17 protein-coding genes are annotated in these 19,941 nt (G+C 29.3%); 5 read left to right on the top strand and 12 right to left on the bottom strand.

Going from position 1 to position 19,941, the window contains the following annotated elements:
- Positions 1-17 precede the first annotated feature (17 nt).
- The 7 genes from FHG05_RS16735 to FHG05_RS16705 form a co-directional block, all read right to left on the bottom strand.
- Positions 18-1,016, bottom strand: coding sequence for a DUF6588 family protein (locus FHG05_RS16735; protein ID WP_140999255.1), 999 nt, complete (start codon positions 1,014-1,016; stop codon positions 18-20).
- Positions 1,016-2,956 (bottom strand): DNA topoisomerase (ATP-hydrolyzing) subunit B, encoded by a 1,941-nt coding sequence (gene gyrB / locus FHG05_RS16730; protein ID WP_140999254.1) that lies wholly within the window; start codon positions 2,954-2,956, stop codon positions 1,016-1,018. The genes FHG05_RS16735 and gyrB overlap by 1 nt, the downstream gene beginning before the upstream one ends.
- 278 nt (positions 2,957-3,234) lie before the next feature.
- The gene (gene asnB, locus FHG05_RS16725; protein WP_140999253.1) at positions 3,235-4,917 is read right to left on the bottom strand and encodes an asparagine synthase B; all 1,683 of its coding nucleotides are present in this window, start codon (positions 4,915-4,917) and stop codon (positions 3,235-3,237) included.
- A gap of 236 nt (positions 4,918-5,153) precedes the next feature.
- On the bottom strand, positions 5,154-5,603 hold the full coding sequence (locus tag FHG05_RS16720; RefSeq protein ID WP_140999252.1) for a GreA/GreB family elongation factor: 450 nt from the start codon (positions 5,601-5,603) through the stop codon (positions 5,154-5,156).
- A gap of 52 nt (positions 5,604-5,655) precedes the next feature.
- Positions 5,656-6,048 carry a hypothetical protein gene (locus FHG05_RS16715; RefSeq protein ID WP_140999251.1) on the bottom strand — a complete coding sequence of 131 codons (393 nt, stop codon included), beginning with the start codon at positions 6,046-6,048 and terminating at the stop codon, positions 5,656-5,658.
- Positions 6,049-6,165: 117 nt separating this feature from the next.
- Entirely contained in the window at positions 6,166-7,923 is a 1,758-nt protein-coding gene (locus FHG05_RS16710) for a TonB-dependent receptor (RefSeq protein ID WP_140999250.1), read from the bottom strand.
- Between the two features lie 60 nt (positions 7,924-7,983).
- Complete coding sequence (locus FHG05_RS16705) at positions 7,984-10,995, bottom strand: tetratricopeptide repeat protein (protein ID WP_140999249.1); 3,012 nt, start codon at positions 10,993-10,995, stop codon at positions 7,984-7,986.
- Positions 10,996-11,185: 190 nt separating this feature from the next.
- On the opposite strand from FHG05_RS16705, the gene FHG05_RS16700 reads away from it, so the two are divergent.
- Positions 11,186-11,869, top strand: a complete 684-nt coding sequence (locus tag FHG05_RS16700) for a cell division ATP-binding protein FtsE (RefSeq protein ID WP_140999248.1) — start codon at positions 11,186-11,188, stop codon at positions 11,867-11,869.
- A gap of 2 nt (positions 11,870-11,871) precedes the next feature.
- On the opposite strand, the gene FHG05_RS16695 is transcribed toward FHG05_RS16700, so the two are convergent.
- Complete coding sequence (locus FHG05_RS16695; protein ID WP_140999247.1) at positions 11,872-12,687, bottom strand: 2OG-Fe(II) oxygenase; 816 nt, start codon at positions 12,685-12,687, stop codon at positions 11,872-11,874.
- 49 nt (positions 12,688-12,736) lie between these two features.
- Here FHG05_RS16695 and FHG05_RS16690 point away from each other — a divergent pair, with 49 nt between their 5' ends.
- Genes FHG05_RS16690 through FHG05_RS16680 form a run of 3 tightly spaced genes read left to right on the top strand, consistent with a single transcriptional unit; the run spans position 12,737 to position 15,341 of the window.
- Complete coding sequence (locus FHG05_RS16690; RefSeq protein ID WP_140999246.1) at positions 12,737-13,627, top strand: glycosyltransferase family 2 protein; 891 nt, start codon at positions 12,737-12,739, stop codon at positions 13,625-13,627.
- 24 nt (positions 13,628-13,651) lie between these two features.
- Positions 13,652-14,404, top strand: coding sequence for a class I SAM-dependent methyltransferase (locus tag FHG05_RS16685; RefSeq protein ID WP_157504290.1), 753 nt, complete (start codon positions 13,652-13,654; stop codon positions 14,402-14,404).
- Position 14,405: 1 nt separating this feature from the next.
- On the top strand, positions 14,406-15,341 hold the full coding sequence (locus FHG05_RS16680; RefSeq protein WP_140999245.1) for a glycosyltransferase family 2 protein: 936 nt from the start codon (positions 14,406-14,408) through the stop codon (positions 15,339-15,341).
- Here the strand turns inward: FHG05_RS16680 and FHG05_RS16675 are convergent.
- Positions 15,338-15,730: a sugar 3,4-ketoisomerase gene (locus FHG05_RS16675; RefSeq protein WP_140999295.1), complete on the bottom strand. Its 393-nt coding sequence runs from the start codon at positions 15,728-15,730 to the stop codon at positions 15,338-15,340. The genes FHG05_RS16680 and FHG05_RS16675 overlap by 4 nt on opposite strands.
- Positions 15,727-16,806, bottom strand: a complete 1,080-nt coding sequence (locus tag FHG05_RS16670; RefSeq protein WP_140999244.1) for a glycosyltransferase — start codon at positions 16,804-16,806, stop codon at positions 15,727-15,729. Before FHG05_RS16670 ends, FHG05_RS16675 begins: the two co-directional genes overlap by 4 nt.
- Positions 16,807-16,848: 42 nt before the next feature.
- Here FHG05_RS16670 and FHG05_RS16665 point away from each other — a divergent pair, with 42 nt between their 5' ends.
- On the top strand, positions 16,849-17,724 hold the full coding sequence (locus FHG05_RS16665) for a glycosyltransferase family 2 protein (RefSeq protein ID WP_140999243.1): 876 nt from the start codon (positions 16,849-16,851) through the stop codon (positions 17,722-17,724).
- A gap of 42 nt (positions 17,725-17,766) precedes the next feature.
- On the opposite strand, the gene FHG05_RS16660 is transcribed toward FHG05_RS16665, so the two are convergent.
- Together FHG05_RS16660 and FHG05_RS16655 are read right to left on the bottom strand one after the other, a co-directional pair.
- The gene (locus FHG05_RS16660) at positions 17,767-18,495 is read right to left on the bottom strand and encodes an acyltransferase (RefSeq protein ID WP_140999242.1); all 729 of its coding nucleotides are present in this window, start codon (positions 18,493-18,495) and stop codon (positions 17,767-17,769) included.
- On the bottom strand, positions 18,492-19,940 hold the full coding sequence (locus tag FHG05_RS16655) for an oligosaccharide flippase family protein (protein WP_140999241.1): 1,449 nt from the start codon (positions 19,938-19,940) through the stop codon (positions 18,492-18,494). Before FHG05_RS16655 ends, FHG05_RS16660 begins: the two co-directional genes overlap by 4 nt.
- Position 19,941 lies beyond the last annotated feature (1 nt).

Raw genomic sequence — 19,941 nt, 5'->3', positions numbered from 1 at the left:
TTTTGATTATTTATAAGTTAAAATTGATATTGTACTCCTATATTGAGATTCGCAAATTTACCAAAAGCAAATGAACTTTGCAATGCTAATTTATGGATATAATATACTCCCGAAATTTCCATTATAGCATTAATTTTGTCTTTTTCGATTCGAGTTAATAACGTATTAATAGTCTCTTGAACCGCAATAACATTTTCAATACTCCCTTTGGGTCCATTCACTTTATATAAAAAGGTGCTATAATTTAAAATTCCGCTAGCATTTAAATCAAATTTATCAAATGCTTTGGAAAACAAGAAATTAAAATGCCAAGTGTCCACAATTCCATTCATTCTATTAATACCTAAATTTCCATAAGCTGTATTAACATCTAAAAAATCAAAACTAACATCGGCATTGGAATAAATTCCAGCTACAGCTAGATGTATATTTTTAGTTTCCCAATTTTTAAAATGCTGACTAATAGCATATTTTAGTCCAGCTCCATATACTTGATAATTTCCTTTTTTTAATTGTGTTTTCAAAGAATAACGACCTAGTAACTCAAATCCATAAGGAAGTGCAAGACTAGCTTGAAAATAAGGATAAATTATAGTTTCTTGATTTACGCCACCAGGAGTTGTAAAACGTACCTCCTCACCGCCTAATTCCCCAACAAGATATTGTTTGTCATTATTACCTAAAGCTGTAGGAACTGTTGCAGTTGTAGCGCCTTCAATTTGAAAAAACTGAAAATCAGAATTTTTGATTTGAAAATCCCTATCCTTTTTAGGTACAAAAAAAATATTGGAATGAATACCAATATTAAAATCCCATTTTTCTTTCTTTTTAGCCGACAATATCCAACCTGAAGAGGACTGATAAACTGCAGCATCAGTTATAGGAATAATGTATTTTTCAGAATAGAAAAGGGCATCTGTTAACAGATACCCTATTTGTTGTAAATCACTAGATGTCTGAGCTGCTATTTTAGTACAAAATAGAGATATAATCAAACATACAATAGTGTTTTTCATTATACATCAATTTTTGCATACACCGCATTCTTCTCAATGAATTCTCTTCTAGGAGGTACTTCGTCTCCCATTAACATTGAAAATACTCTATCGGCTTCAGATAAGCTATCTATTGTTACTTGACGTAAGGTTCTAAAATCTGGATTTAAAGTGGTATCCCACAACTGTTCCGCATTCATCTCTCCAAGACCTTTATAACGTTGAATATTAACTCCACCACCCATTTGTTGCGCTATTCGATCTCGTTGATCGTCATTCCATGCGTACTCTTTTTTATTTCCTTTCTTCACCAAATACAAAGGAGGTGCTGCAATATAAACGTGTCCACCTTCAATAAGTTCTTTCATGAATCTAAAGAAGAAAGTTAAGATTAGTGTAGAAATATGTGATCCATCGACATCGGCATCACACATAATCACTACTTTATGATAACGTAATTTTGATAAATTTAAAGCTTTACTATCTTCCTCAGTTCCAACTGTTACTCCTAAAGCTGTAAAAATATTTCGAATCTCTTCGTTTTCAAATACTTTATGCTGCATCGCTTTTTCAACATTAAGAATTTTACCTCTTAATGGCAAAATAGCTTGAAACATTCTATCTCTACCTTGCTTAGCTGTACCACCTGCCGAATCTCCCTCTACGAGGAAAATTTCACATTTTGCTGGATCTTGTTCTGAACAATCCGATAATTTACCTGGTAATCCGCCACCACCCATTACAGTTTTGCGTTGTACCATTTCTCTTGCTTTTTTAGCAGCATGACGTGCTTGAGCAGCAAGAATTACTTTTTGTACAATGATTTTAGCGTCATTAGGATTTTCTTCTAAGTAGTTTTCTAACATTTCTGCAACTGCTTGCGAAACTGGGGAAACTACTTCTCTATTTCCTAATTTTGTTTTGGTTTGACCTTCAAATTGAGGCTCAGCTACTTTTACAGATATAATCGCAGTTAATCCTTCACGGAAGTCATCTCCAGAAATTTCAAATTTCAATTTATCTAATAAACCAGAAGAATCTGCATATTTCTTCAATGTTCTCGTTAATCCCATACGGAAACCTTGCAAATGCGTTCCTCCTTCGTGGGTATTGATATTATTTACGTAAGAAAATATATTCTCCGAATAACTATCATTGTAAATTAAAGCTACTTCAACTGGAATTTCTCCTTTTTCATTTTCCATTGAAATAACATGTCCAATAATTGGCACACGATTTCCATCTAAGAATTTAACAAACTCTTTAAGACCTTCTTTAGAATGAAAAACTTCAGAAATAAAATTACCGTCTTTATCTACATGTCTTTTATCGGTTAACGTAATAGTAATCCCCTTATTTAAGAAAGATAATTCACGCATACGAGCTGCTAGAGTATCGTACGAATATTCTAAAGTTTGTGTAAAAATAGTACCATCTGGTTTAAAAGTAACCATTGTACCTCTTTTATCTGTAGTTCCAATTTGCTTAACAGGGTATAATGATTTTCCTTTTTCATATTCTTGTTCCCAAATTTTCCCTTCTCTAAAAACAGTAGCTTTTAAATGATCGGATAAGGCGTTTACACAAGAAACCCCAACTCCGTGAAGTCCTCCTGATACTTTATAAGAATCTTTATCAAATTTTCCACCTGCACCAATCTTTGTCATTACCACCTCTAAGGCAGATATTCCTTCCTTTTTATGGATATCTACAGGAATACCACGACCATTATCTTCAACCGATATAGAATTATCCTCATTAATAGAAACAGATATCGTATCACAATGTCCAGCTAATGCTTCATCAATCGAGTTATCAACTACTTCATATACTAAATGATGCAATCCTCTAACACCAGTATCACCAATATACATGGAAGGACGCATCCTCACATGCTCCATTCCTTCTAAAGCCTGAATACTGTCGGCTGAATAATTGTTCTTCTTGATTTCTTCACTCATATTTTAATTCTTAAAACTCATTATATTTAACAGACAAATATAACCATAATCAAAAAAAATTAACTGGTAAAGAATTGTTTTTCCCTAGAAGTTATTAACAAATGTTGAAAATTTTCATTTTAAGGCCATTTTAAGCGATTAAAAACAAAAAAACGTCAACGAATACCGTCGACGTTTTAAAAACAAACCATAACCAAGATATTTAAATAATATCTCTGTTCTCAAAAAATAAAAATTATTTCAATTTATTCTTTCTCATTTTGTTAGAAAAAGTTCTTTTATACTTTTACCATTTTTACATAGGCATCGTCATGTACATTTGCTACCGCTCTTCCTGATGGATCATTTAAGTTTTTAAAAGCCTCGTCCCATTCTAAAGCTATTTTAGTACTACACGCAACACTTGCTTCTTGAGGTACGCTTAATGCTGCTGCATCACTTGGAAAATGCTCTGTAAATATAGAGCGATAATAATATTCCTCTTTCGAAGTTGGTGTTTGAATAGGGAACTTATATTTCGCATTTGCCAATTGCTCGTCTGTAATTTCTTTGGCAACCAACTCTTTTAAAGTATCAATCCAACTATATCCAACTCCATCACTAAACTGTTCTTTTTGTCTCCAAGCTACGCTTTCTGGTAGCATGTCTTCAAATGCTTTTCTCAGCACCCATTTTTCCATACGTTCTCCATTAATCATTTTATCTTGTGGATTAATTCGCATGGCTACGTCCATAAATTCTTTATCTAAAAAAGGAACACGTCCTTCAATTCCCCATGCTGCTAGACTTTTGTTGGCACGTAAACAGTCATACATATGTAATTTACTCAATTTACGAACCGTTTCTTCATGAAATTCTCTTGCATTAGGTGCTTTATGAAAATACAAATAACCACCAAACAACTCGTCAGAACCTTCACCTGATAAAACCATTTTAATACCCATTGATTTAATCACACGTGCCATTAAATACATTGGAGTTGAAGCCCTAATAGTAGTTACATCATAAGTTTCAATATTATAAATAACATCTCGTATAGCATCTAAACCTTCTTGGATCGTAAATTTAATTTCATGATGAATGGTTCCTAAATGATCGGCTACTTTTTGAGCCGCTTTTAAATCTGGTGAACCTTCTAAACCCACCGCAAAAGAATGCAATTGTGGATACCATGCATCTGCTTTATCTTCTGATTCAATTCTTTTTTGAGCATACTTTTTAGCAATAGCAGAAGTTATAGAAGAATCTAAACCACCAGAAAGTAAAACCCCATAAGGTACATCACTCATTAATTGTCTTTTTACTGCAGCTTCTAAAGCTGTTTTTATAGCCTCAATGCTCGTTTCATTCTCTTTTACAGCTTCATATTCTGTCCATTCTCTATGGTACCATTTTACAAATTCTCCATCTTTACTAGACATATAATGTCCTGGAGGAAATAATTCAATTTTAGTACAACATCCTTCTAAAGCTTTTAACTCTGAAGCTACATAAAATGTTCCGTTTTGGTCCCAACCAATATATAAAGGAATAATTCCCATGTGATCACGAGCAATGAAATACTCATCTTTTTCCACATCATAGATAGCAAATCCAAAAATCCCATTCATTTCATCTACAAAATGCACTCCTTTTTCTTTGTATAAAGCTAAAATTACTTCACAATCGCTTTCTGTTAAGAATTCATATTTACCTTCAAATTGCTTGCGTAATTCTCTATGATTGTAGATTTCTCCATTTGCCGCTAAAACTAAACTTTTATCTTTTGTAAATAAAGGTTGTTTTCCTGAAGCTGGATCAACAATAGCCAAACGCTCATGCGCTAAAATAGCTTTATCATTACTATATATTCCACTCCAATCTGGACCTCTATGACGAATAATTTTTGACATTTCTAAAACTTGAGGTCTTAATACCTCAGCTTTTTGTTTTAAATCGAAAGCACATACAATTCCGCACATTTTATTTCTATTTTATAAAGTTGATATGTTTAAAAGTGTACTCTTAAACGTGATTATTATTTCATTGATGAAGCAAATTTGATATATTAACTATAAAAAATAAACCATAAATAGATTAATAACTATAATTTATAACTAAAATTATTTATTTAGTTGCAAAAATGAAGTAAAATAGGTGTTTTTTATTGCAGTAGATTACAATTTATAAAAAAACCACTCTATCAAGTGGTTTCAGTTTATTCTATCTGTAAGATTTTGTAAGTCGTAGTATTAAATTGGATTGCTTCATTTACTTTCTTACCTATTAATTGTCTTCCTAAAGGCGATTGAGGTGATAAAGCAATTATATCTTTTTCTTCTACTTTTATTTTTGGTAGCGCTTGACTGATAAAGAAAATTAGTGAATTAGTATAAACCAAACTTCCTAAACTAACAACTACATTCTTTTTGAAAATATCAATACTATCTAAAATGGCTTTTTGTTCTAAAGCTTCTTTTACTTTCTGATTTAATTTTTCTTGCTCCAAATGCATCATTGACAAAGCCGTTTCGTGTTTATCTCCTGCAGAACCTTTGGCATCGTTTTGTGCATCTAAAGTTAAATCTGCAATTGTATCTTGCAAGGTTTTTATTTTTTCTAATACTAAACTGTGATAGTATTGATAAACTTTTTCTTTTAATGTCATAATTAGAATAATTACCGTAAAGTTCAAAAAAAAGACTCTAAAGAAGCAAGGATTATTTTTTATCCTTATAATATAAATCTTCAGCTTCTTTTTTAGATTTTTCAAAAATATCTTTTCCAAACTTATTCAAAATTAAATCATTCATAGTTTTTGAATAACATTGAGAAAATTCAGTAATTACACAACTTACATTTTTAGTATGAATTCCGTATTTGTTCTTAATATAGCCTCTGATATAGAAGCTTAATTCAGGATTACTTTCAAAAATTAAACCATATGAAAAACAATTGTATATCCCATTTTTAAAATCATTTTTTGCTTGTTCAGTTCCATTTTCGCAAGTAACTTTTCTCCAAACAATAGAATCACTTTTATTAAAATTTTCATTTTGAGAAAAAACAAAACTGATAGACAATAGAAATAATATGTAAATAATCTTTTTCATAAAAAGTATTTAAAACTTAGGAATCCTTTTGTTAAAATCAAAATTCGTTATACAAATCCAGAAGTTTCAGAATTGGAATAACGAATTATATAGATTGCTTCGTTCCTCGCAATGACTTTAAAAATCGAATTTATAATTTGCGCCTAACACTACTTGAACTCCTTGTACAGGATAGTTTGCCCAACGATTGTATTGTTGGTTTGCTAAATTATTTCCTCTTAAAAAGGCTGTTAATCGTTCGTTATACTTATAACCAATATGCGCGTTCAAATCGAAATAACTATCTAATGTTACTTCTTGCAATTGGAAATTAGGAGGAAAAACAGCACTTATATCTTGCACAGAAACGCGGTCTTTTCGTTCCCCTACAAAGAAAATATTGGCACCCACATACCATTTGTCTGTAATATCAAAATCTAAGGTTGTTCCAATATTCAACTGTGGTAAGTTCCAAGCTTCTGTTTGGTTATCTGTGGTGTAATTATTATAGGTTCCGTTGATTCCGAAACTTACATGTTTTGAAAAATCAGCTTTAATTTCTCCAAAAATACTAGCTGTTTTTACATTATCATACACTACTTCAAAAGAATTTCCATTGGTATACCCTTCTGTATTTGTGTTACCAAAAACATAAGTATTACTTACAAATAAAGGTTTGTAATCTTCATTTTTAATACTTCCTCTCACATTAAAAGCGACTGCATTGGCTAATTTACCTTTTAAACCAACATAAATATCGTATTTATTATCGGTTGGTCCAACTAATAGTGTTGGTGACACAAATGGATTTTGGTCCACAAATTCAGCATAGGAATTTTGGTTTAAACCACCTTCAGCACCAGCATAACCCACTAAAATGTCACCTACAATTCGATAAGAAGCTTTTACATTTGGATAGACAAATATTTTTCCATCGCTTTCCCCATTAATTTTTCCAGTGGTATAAAAAACACCGACTCCTAAATTAACCGATAAATCATCTTGCTGATATAAAATACTTGGTTTTGTTCCAAAAATAACATGACTGTATTTGATTTCGTCAGCACCTTGAAAATCCTTTTCAAAAGTACCACCTACATAATCTACGATAAAATTGGCTTTAATTTTTTGCTCCATCACATCGATATCAAAATTTGGCTTTACCAAAAAGCGATTCTCACCCGAACCAAAAGCATCAGAAAAACGTTTGAATTGTAAACTCGCTTCATTTAAAAAGCTTTTATCCATCGTTAATTTTCCTCCTAGAGCGATTGTATTGTAGGATTGCTGCGAATCGATTGCTCTAATTTGATCGTCGGTAAAAACAATGTTTTCCGTAGGTAAACCGTACCAATTGTAAATTTGGTTTTTCAGGCCTAAATCTACGTTCCAACTCATGTCTCTCTCCCGAGTACCGTAGGTTACATCTAAACTCGTATTATAATATTTATCATCTAAAACAACATCTTTAATACCTCCTTGAGATGACAAATGACGTAACATTCCGCCCACATAACTATTTCTTCCAAAGTTTTCTGTAATAAATAATTCTGCATTAGCCGTAGCATAATTACCAAAACCTAAAGTAGCATAATTTCTATAAATTTTTTCTCTTTCCGATTTGTCAACAGCTGCTGCTTTCCCTTTAGCAGGTGTAAAAGTGGATGCTACTGGAAAAGAAAAAATATTGTATTTAATTTCTTCTTTTTGCATATTATCTTCATCTTCCAAAACAGGAGTTTCTTTTACCTTAAAGGCATCAGAAATTGTAGGTGTATAGGCTTTTACAATATTCACTACTTCCGAACCTATATTTTCGTCTTTTACTTGAGAAAACGAAGCATACGTTAGGAACAAAGCTATAGTTGTTGAAAAATATATTTTGATTTTGCTCATATTTTATATTTTTTAATTGTCTGACTTTGGTTACCCAAAATAAAACAATAGTAGAAACGATTAATTTGATATTGATGAATTGGTTTTTGATTCTTCAGCTTTGATGATCGCTAATTCTTTTTTAGCTTCTTCAATAACATCTGGATAATCAGTAAAGTTTTTAATAACACTATCTAAAATATAGGTTGCTTGAAAACTATCTTTTAAACCGTAGAAATTCTTAGCCATAATTATTAAACCTTTCGCTCCGTAATATTTATAACCCGAATAATCTTTTGCAATTTTTTGAACGATTGTATTAGACGCTTCAAACTTACCTTCTTTATTTTTAAAGTAAGCATCATAGTATAAAGCTTCTGCTGCAAGTTCACCTTTGGCAATTTTTAATAAATCGGCATAGGCTTGTTTTGCTTTTGCTTCATCGTTTGTTTTTATGGCAGCACGTGCAACGATAATTTGCGCATCACTTTTAATTCGATTATCAATCTTATCATTTGCTAATACTTTTTCAGCATAAACCACTGCTTGATTATAGTTCTCTTTCTCATAATACGACTTCATCAAATTCGATTGCGCATAGGTAATATTCTGAGGAAAATCTGCTTCTGATTCTAAACGTTTTAAAACAGGAATAGCCTTGTCATAATTTGCCGCTTTTAAATGCACCTGACATAAACGTGCTAAAGCTTGTTCCGTAAATTCATTTCTCGGCTGATTGATTACATACTCATAATGTTTTATAGTATTGTTTTCTAATCCATCCGCGTAGTATAATTGTGCCAAATAGAAATTGGCTTTTAAAGCATGTAATCCATTTGGGAATTTAGCCACATAATTACTAAAACCTGAAATAGCTTGTTTTGAATTGTTCGTTAAGTATTGCTTTTCAGCAGATTCATAGGTTGCGTTATCTAAATCCGCATCTGAAACTTCAACAAAATCTAACGTTTTTACCCATTGTGAGTATTCATCTACTCTACCATTATCGATATAGATTAAACGTGCTGTAGTAACTGCTTGTAAGGATTCAGGGGAATTTGGGAATTCAGCTGCTACTTTTTTGAATTTTACTAAAGCTGGTTCACTTTTGTTGTTGTTGTAATAAATTAAACCTTGTTTTAAAATAGATTTAGCGACATAGGAACTCGATTTATAGTTCGCAATCAATTTGTCATAAGTCGCAATAGCTTTAGATTCATTTTCTATATTTACATAAGTGTTTCCTAATTCATACAAAGCATCATCTGCATATTGTGAATTGGGATAGGTTTTTACAAATTTCTCTAAATCGTCAATTTTTTTATCATTTTTCCCAACAAAGCCATAGCTAATACCTTTTTGAAAAGCCGCATAATCAGAATTCACACTTTTCATTTCAATCGCTTTATTGTAGGCTTCCATGGCTGGCCAATATTTTGTCGAAATAAAATTACAATCTCCTAATCTTAAGTAAGCATCTGATTTTCTTACATTATCATTTTTTACTTCACCAATAAAATTCGTAAAGTAAGTAATAGCATTCTCATATTCTTTTAATTTAAAATAAGCATATGCCAAATTGTAATTTACATTGGTTATTTCAGGAGTTGAAGTGGCTTGATTGTTATTAATAAACTGTTTAAAGCTTAACATCGCTTCATTATATTGTTCCAAATTGTATTCGGTTTCTGCTTTCCAAAAAGTTGCACGAGCGGTAAACTTAGCATCTTTATTTTCTGATATAGATTTTTTAAACAAGTCGAATGCTTGTTGGTAATTACTATCTGTATACAACTCCAAACCTCTATAAAATAATACTTTTTGGTAAGCTAATCTATTTTCAGGCGTTTTATTTTTTTCTAATAGACTTAAAGCTTCTTTGTAATTTTTTGAAGTAATATAAGAACTGATTAATAAGTTATTGATTTCTTGTTTGTAAGACGTATCTGGATATTTGTTTAAATACGCATTCAAAACTTCTGGAACCGATTGATACGGATTACCAATTTCATAACTTAATTTAGCATAATTTAAAAAAGCATCTTCTTGAATTTTAAGATCAAAATCCATTTCTGAAGCTGTTTTAAAGGCATTTAATGCTTGTTGTTTTTTATCTGTTTTTAAATAACTTTCTGCTAAATGATAATACGCATTTTGAGCCACGAAATCATTTCCATTGATAATTTTATTAAACTGAGCAATTGCATTTTCGTAATCTTTTTGTTGGTAGTATGCATAACCCAACTGATAATAATCGGTATTATTCCACTTTCCTTTTTTGCCTCTGTAATCTAATAAATAAGGAAGCGCTTTATCATATTGTTTTAAGTTAAAATAACTCTCTCCTATGATTTTAGACAATTCACTTTTTTCAATAGCATTTGATTTTGGCAATTGTTCCAAACCTAAGTTAATGGCTTCTTGAAATTTCCCTAATTTAAAGTTCATGTCCGCTTGAAAATAGCCCATTTTTTCCTTGTACTTTTCTTTATCTTGTACTTGGTCAAAATACTGTGTTGCATTTTCATAATCGTCTGTTTCATAAGACATGTAACCTAAATAGTATTTGGCCTGGCTACCATAGGTTTTCGAGTTGATTACTTTATTAAAATATTTCGTAGCTTCTGAAGTATTTTTCACCGTAAAATAAACATATCCCTTTTGAAAATTATATTTTTCTAAGTCTTCATAAGACATCGAATTTTCATTTGCTTTATCAAACCATTCTAACGATTTAGCATAACTCCCTTGATCAAAATAATAGTGTGCTACTTCAATATAGGCTTGATTTTGTTTGGTACTTGTAGGATAATCTTCAACGAATTGTTCAATTAAATCATCTGCGCCCATTTGATTTAATCGAATAGCACAATTGGCAATATAGTAAGCGCAATCTGCCTTTATTTCATCGTTTGCAACATTGTTTTTAACATTATCAAACATTATTTGAGCCGATTGGTACTGTTTGTCTTTATACAATGCCACCGCTTTATCAAATTCTTTTAAATCGTGTGTGTAGATGGATGATTGTTGCGCCCAAATTGTAGAGGTCGCAAAAATTAGAAAGAAAGAAAATTTTAAGATTTTTATCATTTCAATGTTTTTTTTCATAGATTTCAAAGATAGTATTATCTGAAAGTATTAACGAAAGACATTAACATATTATTGTAACTATTTTATAAACAAAATGTGAAAGAAAACCTAATTTTTCACTTAATTGACGATAAATTTTGAAAGCGAGTTGTAAGTTCTTACTTTTACAACATTAAATTGTTATAAACCTATGTCGCAAAGCATTCTTTCCTTAAAAGATATTTCAGTTTTTCAAGAAAAAAACCCTGTTTTAACGAATGTTAACTTAGAAGTAAAAAATGGAGAATTTATTTATTTAATTGGTAAAACGGGATCGGGAAAAAGTAGTTTTCTAAAAACGCTTTATGCAGATTTACCTTTAACTATGGGTGAAGGAACTATTGTAGATTACAATTTAAGAGATTTAAAAGAACAAGATATTCCTTATTTAAGAAGGAAATTAGGTGTTGTTTTCCAAGATTTTAAATTATTGCCTGATCGTAATGTAAAAGAAAATTTATTATTTGTTTTAAGAGCAACTGGTTGGACAATTGCAGAAGAGATGAATGTTAAAATTGACGAAGTTTTGGATAAAGTAGGCATGAAAAATTACCAATCTAAAATGCCACATCAGTTATCTGGAGGAGAACAGCAAAGAATTGCTATTGCGAGAGCTTTATTAAACAATCCGGAATTAATTTTAGCAGACGAACCTACTGGAAACTTAGACCCTCAAACTAGTGCCGAAGTAATGGATGTTTTGAGAAAAATTAACGGTGCTGGAAAAACGATAATTATGGCGACACATGATTATGCCTTATTATTAAAATTTCCATCCAAAACTCTAAAATTTGAAGGTGGACAAATTTTTGAAGTAGTACAAAGAACCGTTTAATTTTATTCTTTTTTATAATAATGCGGATTTTCTTTGATTCCTTTTTTGAAAATTTTTCTAATATTCATTCTTAAGAAACTATCTGCCTGAAGTAAAACATCTATTATCTTATTTTCTGGTCTTCCTCTAAAAGAAGTTACATGAAAAAAGTCATTTTCTTTCAATGGTTTATCAGAGAAGTAATAATTAGAAATACATTTTCTTTCTACCTCTTTTACAACTGGAGATACGGAATGAAGTGAATTATTATGTGTAGCCATAACTACCAAACGATTGCATTTGCTTTCGATTGTAATTGGTTTTGCTTCTAATCCATTTGGCCAAAGTTCTAAGTTCCCACCATTTTCAAATTCCCAATCAGCTGAAATATAATAAAGTAAATTAAACACTCTCCATCTTTCCCTTTCTTTATCATGAGAATTATCTAAATGTGGATTTAGAAATTGATTTTTTTTCATTAATGAAATTCCTCCAGCGTATAATTTATCGTCAGGATATATTTCTTTTAAACCTACGATTTCTTCAATTATACTCACAACTTTTTCATCTTGAAATGCAAATAACACTTCTTCAAGTATTGGTGCATACTTATTCATTTGAACTCCAATATATTTATTCTCTCTCAAACTCTTCTTTAAAACCATCTCCTCGGTCTTTGGAAAACAAGTATTTAATTGTGTTACAATTTCATCAGGAAGTAATGCATCTATAAAAAAATATCCAATTTCATTTTGGGAATTACTATACTGTTTTTGTAAGGAATCTTTATTTTTAAATATATTTGCAAATATTATTTCAGCAATATCATTTCTTTTCATATACCGTTGTTATTAAAACAAATTTAACAATTTTTAGTAAAAAATAACTATGTTATCCATTTTAATACCTATTTATAATTATAATGCTTTACCTTTAGTCAAAGAATTACAAAAGCAGTGTATGCTAAATGGAATAGTATATGAAATCATTTGTCAAGATGATGCTTCAAAATCACCTTTAAATAAAATAAATGAAGAAATCAATTTACTTGATAATTGTTTTTTCATTTCTTTAGAAAATAATGTAGCGCACAGGCAAAATAGAAATCTTCTTGCTAAAAAGGCTAAATTTAAATGGCTTCTATTTATTGATGGTGATTCCAAAATTATTCAGTCGAATTACATCCAAAACTATCTTGAGAATTGTATTGGATTTGATGTTATTTATGGAGGAAGACAACATCCGGAAAAATGTCCATCAAAACAACAAAAATTACGCTGGAAATATGGCAAATATATTGAAGATAAAATAGTTTCAAAAAGAAAACTTACTCCTTTCAAATCTTTGCTTTTCAATAATACACTCATTAAAAAGTCTATTTTTGATCGGGTAGAATTTGATAAAGAAATAAAACTGTACGGTCATGATGACACTCAGTTTTCATATGAATTAAGTAAACTTAATGTAAAAATAAACCATATTGACAACCCAATACTTCATGAAGACATCGACAATAATGCTTGTTATTTAAAAAAAGTTGAAGAAAGTTTAAAAAGTGCCTTACTTCTTTATTACAATAAAAAATTAGATTCCAATTTTATTTCTATAGTAAAGCTATATGTGTTTTTAAAAAAAACTAAATTAATTTATCTGGTACAGCTTTTTTTTATTCTTTCTAAAAGTTTATTAAAAAAACAAATTTTAAGTAAGAATCCCTCTCTTTTTTTATTTAACCTGTATAGAATTGGTTACATTAGCACTTTAAAGATAGGAAAATAATACACATATTTTAAAGTTGTAGAAATGTATCAAAAAAGTAGTATCTATTCATTTTTAAAAAAGACCGTTAGTCTTTTCATTACCAAAAAGATGCTTTTTAAAATGGAACCCTTTCTGAGAAAATGTTATACGATAAACAAACAAGGTAGTAAACATGAATGTGTCATTTGTGGCTTCCAGTCTAAAGAATGGGTACTACTCGAGAATAAGGATTATTTGTGTCCCAATTGTGGAAGTTTATCAAGAGATCGTAGGCTTTGGAACATTATTACAACAAAATATTTAAAAAACAGCCCTTTCGTTTTAGATTTTTCTCCCTCAAGATCTCTTTATCGAAATTGGAAAAAACAAAAAAACATTCATTATACAGCTACGGATTTATCGGGTAATTTTATAGCTGATGCAAAATATGACATTACTTCAATTGATAAAGAAGACAATTCTTTTGATTTAATCATTTGTTATCATATTTTGGAACATATTATAGATGATAAAAAAGCAATGTCTGAATTGTATCGTGTTTTAAAACCAAATGGAACCCTACTCATACAAACACCTTTTAAAGAAGGAGAAATTTATGAAGATTACAGCATAACTACAGAAGCAGAACGATTGAAGCATTTTGGACAAGAAGACCATGTAAGAATCTATTCTATAAATGGATTAAAAGATCGATTACAAAATGTAGGGTTCAAAATTGAAATTTTACAATTTCAGAAAGAGGACTATTTTGGGTTTTCAGATAATGAACAACTAATTATTGCTAAAAAAGAATAATATGCCGTTAATTTCTGTTATAATCCCTTTATATAATAAAGATTCAATCATAAAAGACACATTGAATTCTGTATTACATCAAAGCTTTACAGATTATGAGATTATTGTCGTAAATGATGGTTCAACAGATACTAGTGAAAAAATAGTAACCCGCTTTTCTGATAATCGAATTATTCTTTTTAATCAACTTAATAAAGGGGCTGCTGCAGCGAGAAATTTAGGCATTGAAAAATCAAATGGAAAGCTGATTGCTTTTTTAGACGCTGATGATTATTGGTATCCAAATCACTTAGAAGAATTAGTTAAATTATATTTGCGTTTTCCAAATTGTGGTTCTTATTGTTCAAGATATAAAATTCAAAACTCAAAAGAAAATTTCACAAAACCTCACTTCAAAGGTGTTTCGGACGATTTTTATGGGGTTATTCCAAATTATTTTCGTTCTAATTATCCTTTTAAAATTAATATTACCCTAAATCAAATTATTCCTAAAAAAATACTTTTGGAAATGGGTTGCTTTTCAGAAGAAATAACAAACGGTCAAGATTTAGAATTATGGACAAAAATAGCGATTGAATATCCTGTCGCTTTGCATGATAAAACTACAGCTATCTATAATTATTATGTACCTAATAGCCTTTCAAAAAAAGATATTAGACAAATGAAGCTAATGAATTTCAATCAATTTAAAAAGGAAGAACTAAAGAATAAAGATTTAAAAAAATTTCTCGATTTACATCGAATTTTTTATGCTATTCATTATAAAATTGCCAATGAAAATAAATTGGTTCAATTTTATTTACAAGACGTTAAAAGCTACAATATTCCTTTAAAAACCAAAGCTTTATTTTTACTCCCTAGTCCTATATTGCAAAAATTATTAAAATTGAAACATTGGCTAAGAAATAAAGGAGTTGATTTTACAATTTATGATTAAATTGATTTTATAAATTCATTAAAATCTCTAATGTAATCCTCTTCTTCAAAAACATCAGATGCTATTACTAAACAAACTGATCCTGACGAAAAATTATTCAATTCTCTCCAAACGCCATTTTCAATTAAAAGTCCTTCATAAGGCTTATTTAAGGTAACTGTTTCTTTTAAAGTTCCATCTGTTACTATCACATCAAAACTTCCTGATAATGCTATTAAAAATTCCTTTGTTTTTTTATGAGAATGACCTCCTCGTTCTGCACCTGCTGGCACATCATATAAATAATATACTCTTTGTATTTCAAAAGGAAGAACATCTTTCTCAATCACAGATAAATTTCCTCTATGGTCTTCTATCTTCGGTATTTTAATAATTTTTATTTTATTCATTCTAAAATTGAATTCCATTTCTCTACTATGATTTTATCTTCAAACTTCGAAATACTTTCTAAGCAATTTTTGCTATATAGCTCCATAATATCTGGATTTTGAGCTAACCATTCCACTTTATTTTTAAGCTCATAAAAATTTTGATTTTCAATTAGTAATCCATTTTTTTCGTGAACAATAATTTCTGAAGGTCCCGTTTCGCAATCGAAAGAAACCACTGGTGTTTGGACAGCTAAAGCCTCTAAAAGAACCATTCCAAATCCTTCATAGGCACTACATAAAACTAAGAACATTGCTTTTTCTAAGTAAACATACGGATTATCTTGAAAACCATACAAATGAATCTTATCATTCAGTCCTAAAAAATTACATTTTTCTTTTAACAAAGACTCTTGTTCACCCTTTCCTAAAATTAATAAATGTATATTACTTATAGGCAAAGATGATTTCGCATACATTTCGATTAATTTATCAAATTGTTTTTCTTTTGCTAATCTACCCATAGCAACTATGTACTTAAATTTTGGAAGATTATCTTTTTTTTCTAATAAAGAATAATTTATTTTATTTCTATCAAATGTATTAGGAATTACTTCAATAGGAATGGTTTTATAGCTCTTTTTTAATTTTTCTTGAATAGCGTGAGAAACACTTACAAATCGGTACACTTTTTTTAAAAGTAGTTTGGCTATAAAATTATATTTTGTAAAATATGACTTAATATTTGCGCTATGAATAGTATAAATAACTTTAGTCTTAGAATAAAAAACCATTAAGAATATTAGTTCCATAATTGGGTTTAAACGATATCTAAAGTCAATAATGTAATCAAATTTACTTTTCTTTAAAATAGTATTTAATTTTAGATATTTTAAAATCTTATTTTCATTACCTAAAGCAATTAATTGTCCTCCATTTGGATAACAAACTTCTTTATCTAAAACTATAGTTACAACTTCATAACCATTCCGATCAAATAAAATAGAAAGATCACTCATTACTTTCTCCAAACCTCCATAACAGAATTTATAACCAATAAGTGCTATTCTTTTTCTATCTCTTGTATTAGAATCCATCTATTTTATTAATTTAGCCGAAAATACTCTTTTAAATTTGATATGCAAAATTTACCTTTAGTAAGTGTAATATGTATTTCTTACAATCATGCTCCTTATATTGAAGAAGCTTTAAATTCAGTTTTACAACAATCTTATCCTAATATTCAATTAGTAATAGCAGATGATTGCAGTACTGATACTTCTAAAGAGGTAATTGAAAATTGGATTAAAAAAAATCCAACGGTTCCATTTTTCCCTAATAGTACAAATTTAGGTAATACAAAAACCTTTAACAACACCCTAAAAAAAGTAAATGGAGCATACATTATCGATTTAGCTGCTGATGATGTTTTACAACCTAATTGCATTGAAGAACAAATAAAAACTTTTCAAAATACTCGTTTCGCAAATCTTGCTGTTGTTTATGGAAATTTAGAATTAATAGATGAAAACAATCAATTTATAAGTCATTATTATACTGATTCTGATCATCCAGAAAGTGGCGATATTTACAAAATGGTTATTAGTAAATCCACTAAAATTTGTTCGGTTTCATCAATGATTAAAAAAGAAATTTTAGAAAAAGAAGGTGGCTATGACGAAAATTTATCATACGAAGATTTAGATTTATGGGTTAAGATATCTAGAAAATATGACTTTGAATATATTCCAAAAGTTCTAGTAAAAAAAAGAGAATTGAATAATTCATTAGGTTCTTATTTTTACAAAAGAATTAATCCAAAAACAAAAAAATTACATCATTCTTCCTACGTTATATTGCTAAAAGCATATTATTTAAATAAGAATAAAGAAGAGCATAAAGCTTTACTTAGTAGAATTAAATATCAATTTATGATAAATATACATTCTAGAAATTATCCTTATATTTTTAAATATATCTTTTTTTACATAAAAGTATTTTTTAAGTCCTTATAAATTAAAATATTCATCTGAATTTGAGTTTTTATGAACTAAAAATCACATAAAACTATTCTTTAAATAACGATCCAAATTATCTTTTTCACCTTCCCAATCTCTTGTAATGTTTTCTTTTACTAATTGAGCTGGAACACCACCAATTAAAATTGCATTTCCGAAAGAAGTATAATCTTTATTACACAAACTATTTGACGCTACAGTACAATAATCCGGAGTAATCGATTTGGATAAAAACGTAACTCTATTACTTATAAAATTATAATTTCCGATTCTAATAGGTGCTTTCAAAGGGAATTTTTGTTGGGTTACTGTATTCATCATTTCATGAAAATTGGTATCAATAACCTGACATTCAGATCCTAATCTAGCATAATTTCCAAAAACAATTTCTTGGGTACAAATGATTTTCCCTTTGGAAGCAAGGGATGACATGTCTCCCATTTGTAAAACTGCTTCTTTTGTTACATATACAAAATAATCTTTCCCAAATTGAACATGTCCTTCAAATATAAGGGTTCCTGCTAGCATTATTTCTGCAATGCCACTTGAAAGAGTATTCATTTCATAGGGTTTTCCAAAACCAATCATTCCGGTTTGTATGGGAGCATTAATACATATTTTTCCTGATATATTTTGAAATTTTACGCTACCATAAAATAAAACAGGCATCTTTTTAGCAATAGCAAAAGGAAATTTTTTAAAGTTAAAATAAACCGATTTGATCCAATTTACTTGTAAGACTCTTTTTATTTTTGATACAATTTTCATTTCTTAAACAAATCTTTTAAAACCACTAATTTATTAATTTCATAAAAGGTATAACTACTACTTAAAATTAATAAAATAGTAATCAAATATAAATGAATTTGAGGTGACAAGCGCATAATATAAAGCGCAACAAGTAAAGTGAGAAATTGGGACACAAATAAAACGATATCCTTTTTTTCAAAAAAAGTCATTTGATATCTTTTTTTAGCAATAAGATAAACACCTGTTAAATGAAGAAAAAAGTAAACTGCAATAGCTATTCCCATACCTTTAAATGCTCCTAATTGATAACCAAAGTATAACATTAAAAAATATAAAACATTAAAACCTAATGAAGTTTTCATAAAAACTTTAGAATCGGCTTTTGCAATAAATAAATATCCAATGGAAAAAGAAATCGCTTTAAAAAACATGCCTATAACTGCCCATTGTAATAATTGATTTACCTCTAGAAACTCTTTTGAAAACAAAAATTGGATAATAAATTCACCAAAACCAATAAAAAAAATAACTACAGGAACTATTAATAGAGTGGTTACAATGGCTTGTTGTTTCACTGTAATAGCAACTTTGCTATTATTCTTTTCTAAACTTACTAATCGTGGATAATATTCCAAAGACATGGCGTTAAAAAGAAAACCTACATAGGTATTTAAAATAATATTTGCCACATTAAAAAGCCCAACATTTTCAATACCATCTTGTTTGTTTATTAGGATTTGTAATGTATAATTGACCAACAAAGGTAAAAAAGACATAATCATTAATAAACTACCAAAATAAATAATTTCTTTTCCTTGTGATACGGCTTCTTTAAATGTTAAAAGAGCATTCATAACCTTGATTTTTTTCACAAAAAACCAACCTACTATCATATTGACTAAAGCTGTGATTATTATAGCTGGAATGATAAAATCTTTTTTGAAAAAATAAAAAAAAGGAATGGTAAAAAGCAACCCTAAACCGTTAGATAATAAATTGGATTTGGCTAATTTCTTAAAGAGACTTCTGCCTTGTAAAATAGCAATAAAAGCGCTTGCAATTTGCTTAAAAAAAACGGCTAACCCTAAAAAGACAATAAGATACCAGTAGTCATACGTAAAATATAAGTATTTGCTTATGATTGGAGAAAATAAAACAGTCACAAAACATCCTAAAAGACCTGTTAAAAGCGATAATTTTAAAACTACTTGTGCATTAAAATCGCTATTTTCCTGACTTGCAATTGCTTTAACGGCACTATTATCTATAGACAAACCAGAAATGGACTTAATTAAATCAACAATAGAATTTAACATTCCAAAAATACCATACCCTTCAGCTCCAATGAAAATTGACAACAGTTTATGTTTAACAAATGAAAAGAAAAGATTTATAAATTGCATACTTCCAAAAACAGAAGTTGCCAATAGAATTCTTTTATATGTGCTCTTTTCTTCACTCACT

This window comes from Flavobacterium profundi, assembly GCF_006491645.1.
Classification (GTDB): domain Bacteria; phylum Bacteroidota; class Bacteroidia; order Flavobacteriales; family Flavobacteriaceae; genus Flavobacterium; species Flavobacterium profundi.
The sequence above is the reverse complement of the archived record's forward strand: the minus strand, read 5'-3'. Positions and strand labels throughout refer to the sequence as shown.

What these genes read in the sequence shown, in the direction of transcription:
- FHG05_RS16735 (WP_140999255.1), bottom strand. Translation starts at nt 1,016, where the DNA reads ATGAAAAACACTATTGTATGTTTGATTATATCTCTATTTTGTACTAAA.
- gyrB (WP_140999254.1), bottom strand. Translation starts at nt 2,956, where the DNA reads ATGAGTGAAGAAATCAAGAAGAACAATTATTCAGCCGACAGTATTCAG.
- asnB (WP_140999253.1), bottom strand. Translation starts at nt 4,917, where the DNA reads ATGTGCGGAATTGTATGTGCTTTCGATTTAAAACAAAAAGCTGAGGTA.
- FHG05_RS16720 (WP_140999252.1), bottom strand. Translation starts at nt 5,603, where the DNA reads ATGACATTAAAAGAAAAAGTTTATCAATACTATCACAGTTTAGTATTA.
- FHG05_RS16715 (WP_140999251.1), bottom strand. Translation starts at nt 6,048, where the DNA reads ATGAAAAAGATTATTTACATATTATTTCTATTGTCTATCAGTTTTGTT.
- FHG05_RS16710 (WP_140999250.1), bottom strand. Translation starts at nt 7,923, where the DNA reads ATGAGCAAAATCAAAATATATTTTTCAACAACTATAGCTTTGTTCCTA.
- FHG05_RS16705 (WP_140999249.1), bottom strand. Translation starts at nt 10,995, where the DNA reads ATGATAAAAATCTTAAAATTTTCTTTCTTTCTAATTTTTGCGACCTCT.
- FHG05_RS16700 (WP_140999248.1), top strand. Translation starts at nt 11,186, where the DNA reads ATGTCGCAAAGCATTCTTTCCTTAAAAGATATTTCAGTTTTTCAAGAA.
- FHG05_RS16695 (WP_140999247.1), bottom strand. Translation starts at nt 12,687, where the DNA reads ATGAAAAGAAATGATATTGCTGAAATAATATTTGCAAATATATTTAAA.
- FHG05_RS16690 (WP_140999246.1), top strand. Translation starts at nt 12,737, where the DNA reads ATGTTATCCATTTTAATACCTATTTATAATTATAATGCTTTACCTTTA.
- FHG05_RS16685 (WP_157504290.1), top strand. Translation starts at nt 13,652, where the DNA reads ATGTATCAAAAAAGTAGTATCTATTCATTTTTAAAAAAGACCGTTAGT.
- FHG05_RS16680 (WP_140999245.1), top strand. Translation starts at nt 14,406, where the DNA reads ATGCCGTTAATTTCTGTTATAATCCCTTTATATAATAAAGATTCAATC.
- FHG05_RS16675 (WP_140999295.1), bottom strand. Translation starts at nt 15,730, where the DNA reads ATGAATAAAATAAAAATTATTAAAATACCGAAGATAGAAGACCATAGA.
- FHG05_RS16670 (WP_140999244.1), bottom strand. Translation starts at nt 16,806, where the DNA reads ATGGATTCTAATACAAGAGATAGAAAAAGAATAGCACTTATTGGTTAT.
- FHG05_RS16665 (WP_140999243.1), top strand. Translation starts at nt 16,849, where the DNA reads ATGCAAAATTTACCTTTAGTAAGTGTAATATGTATTTCTTACAATCAT.
- FHG05_RS16660 (WP_140999242.1), bottom strand. Translation starts at nt 18,495, where the DNA reads ATGAAAATTGTATCAAAAATAAAAAGAGTCTTACAAGTAAATTGGATC.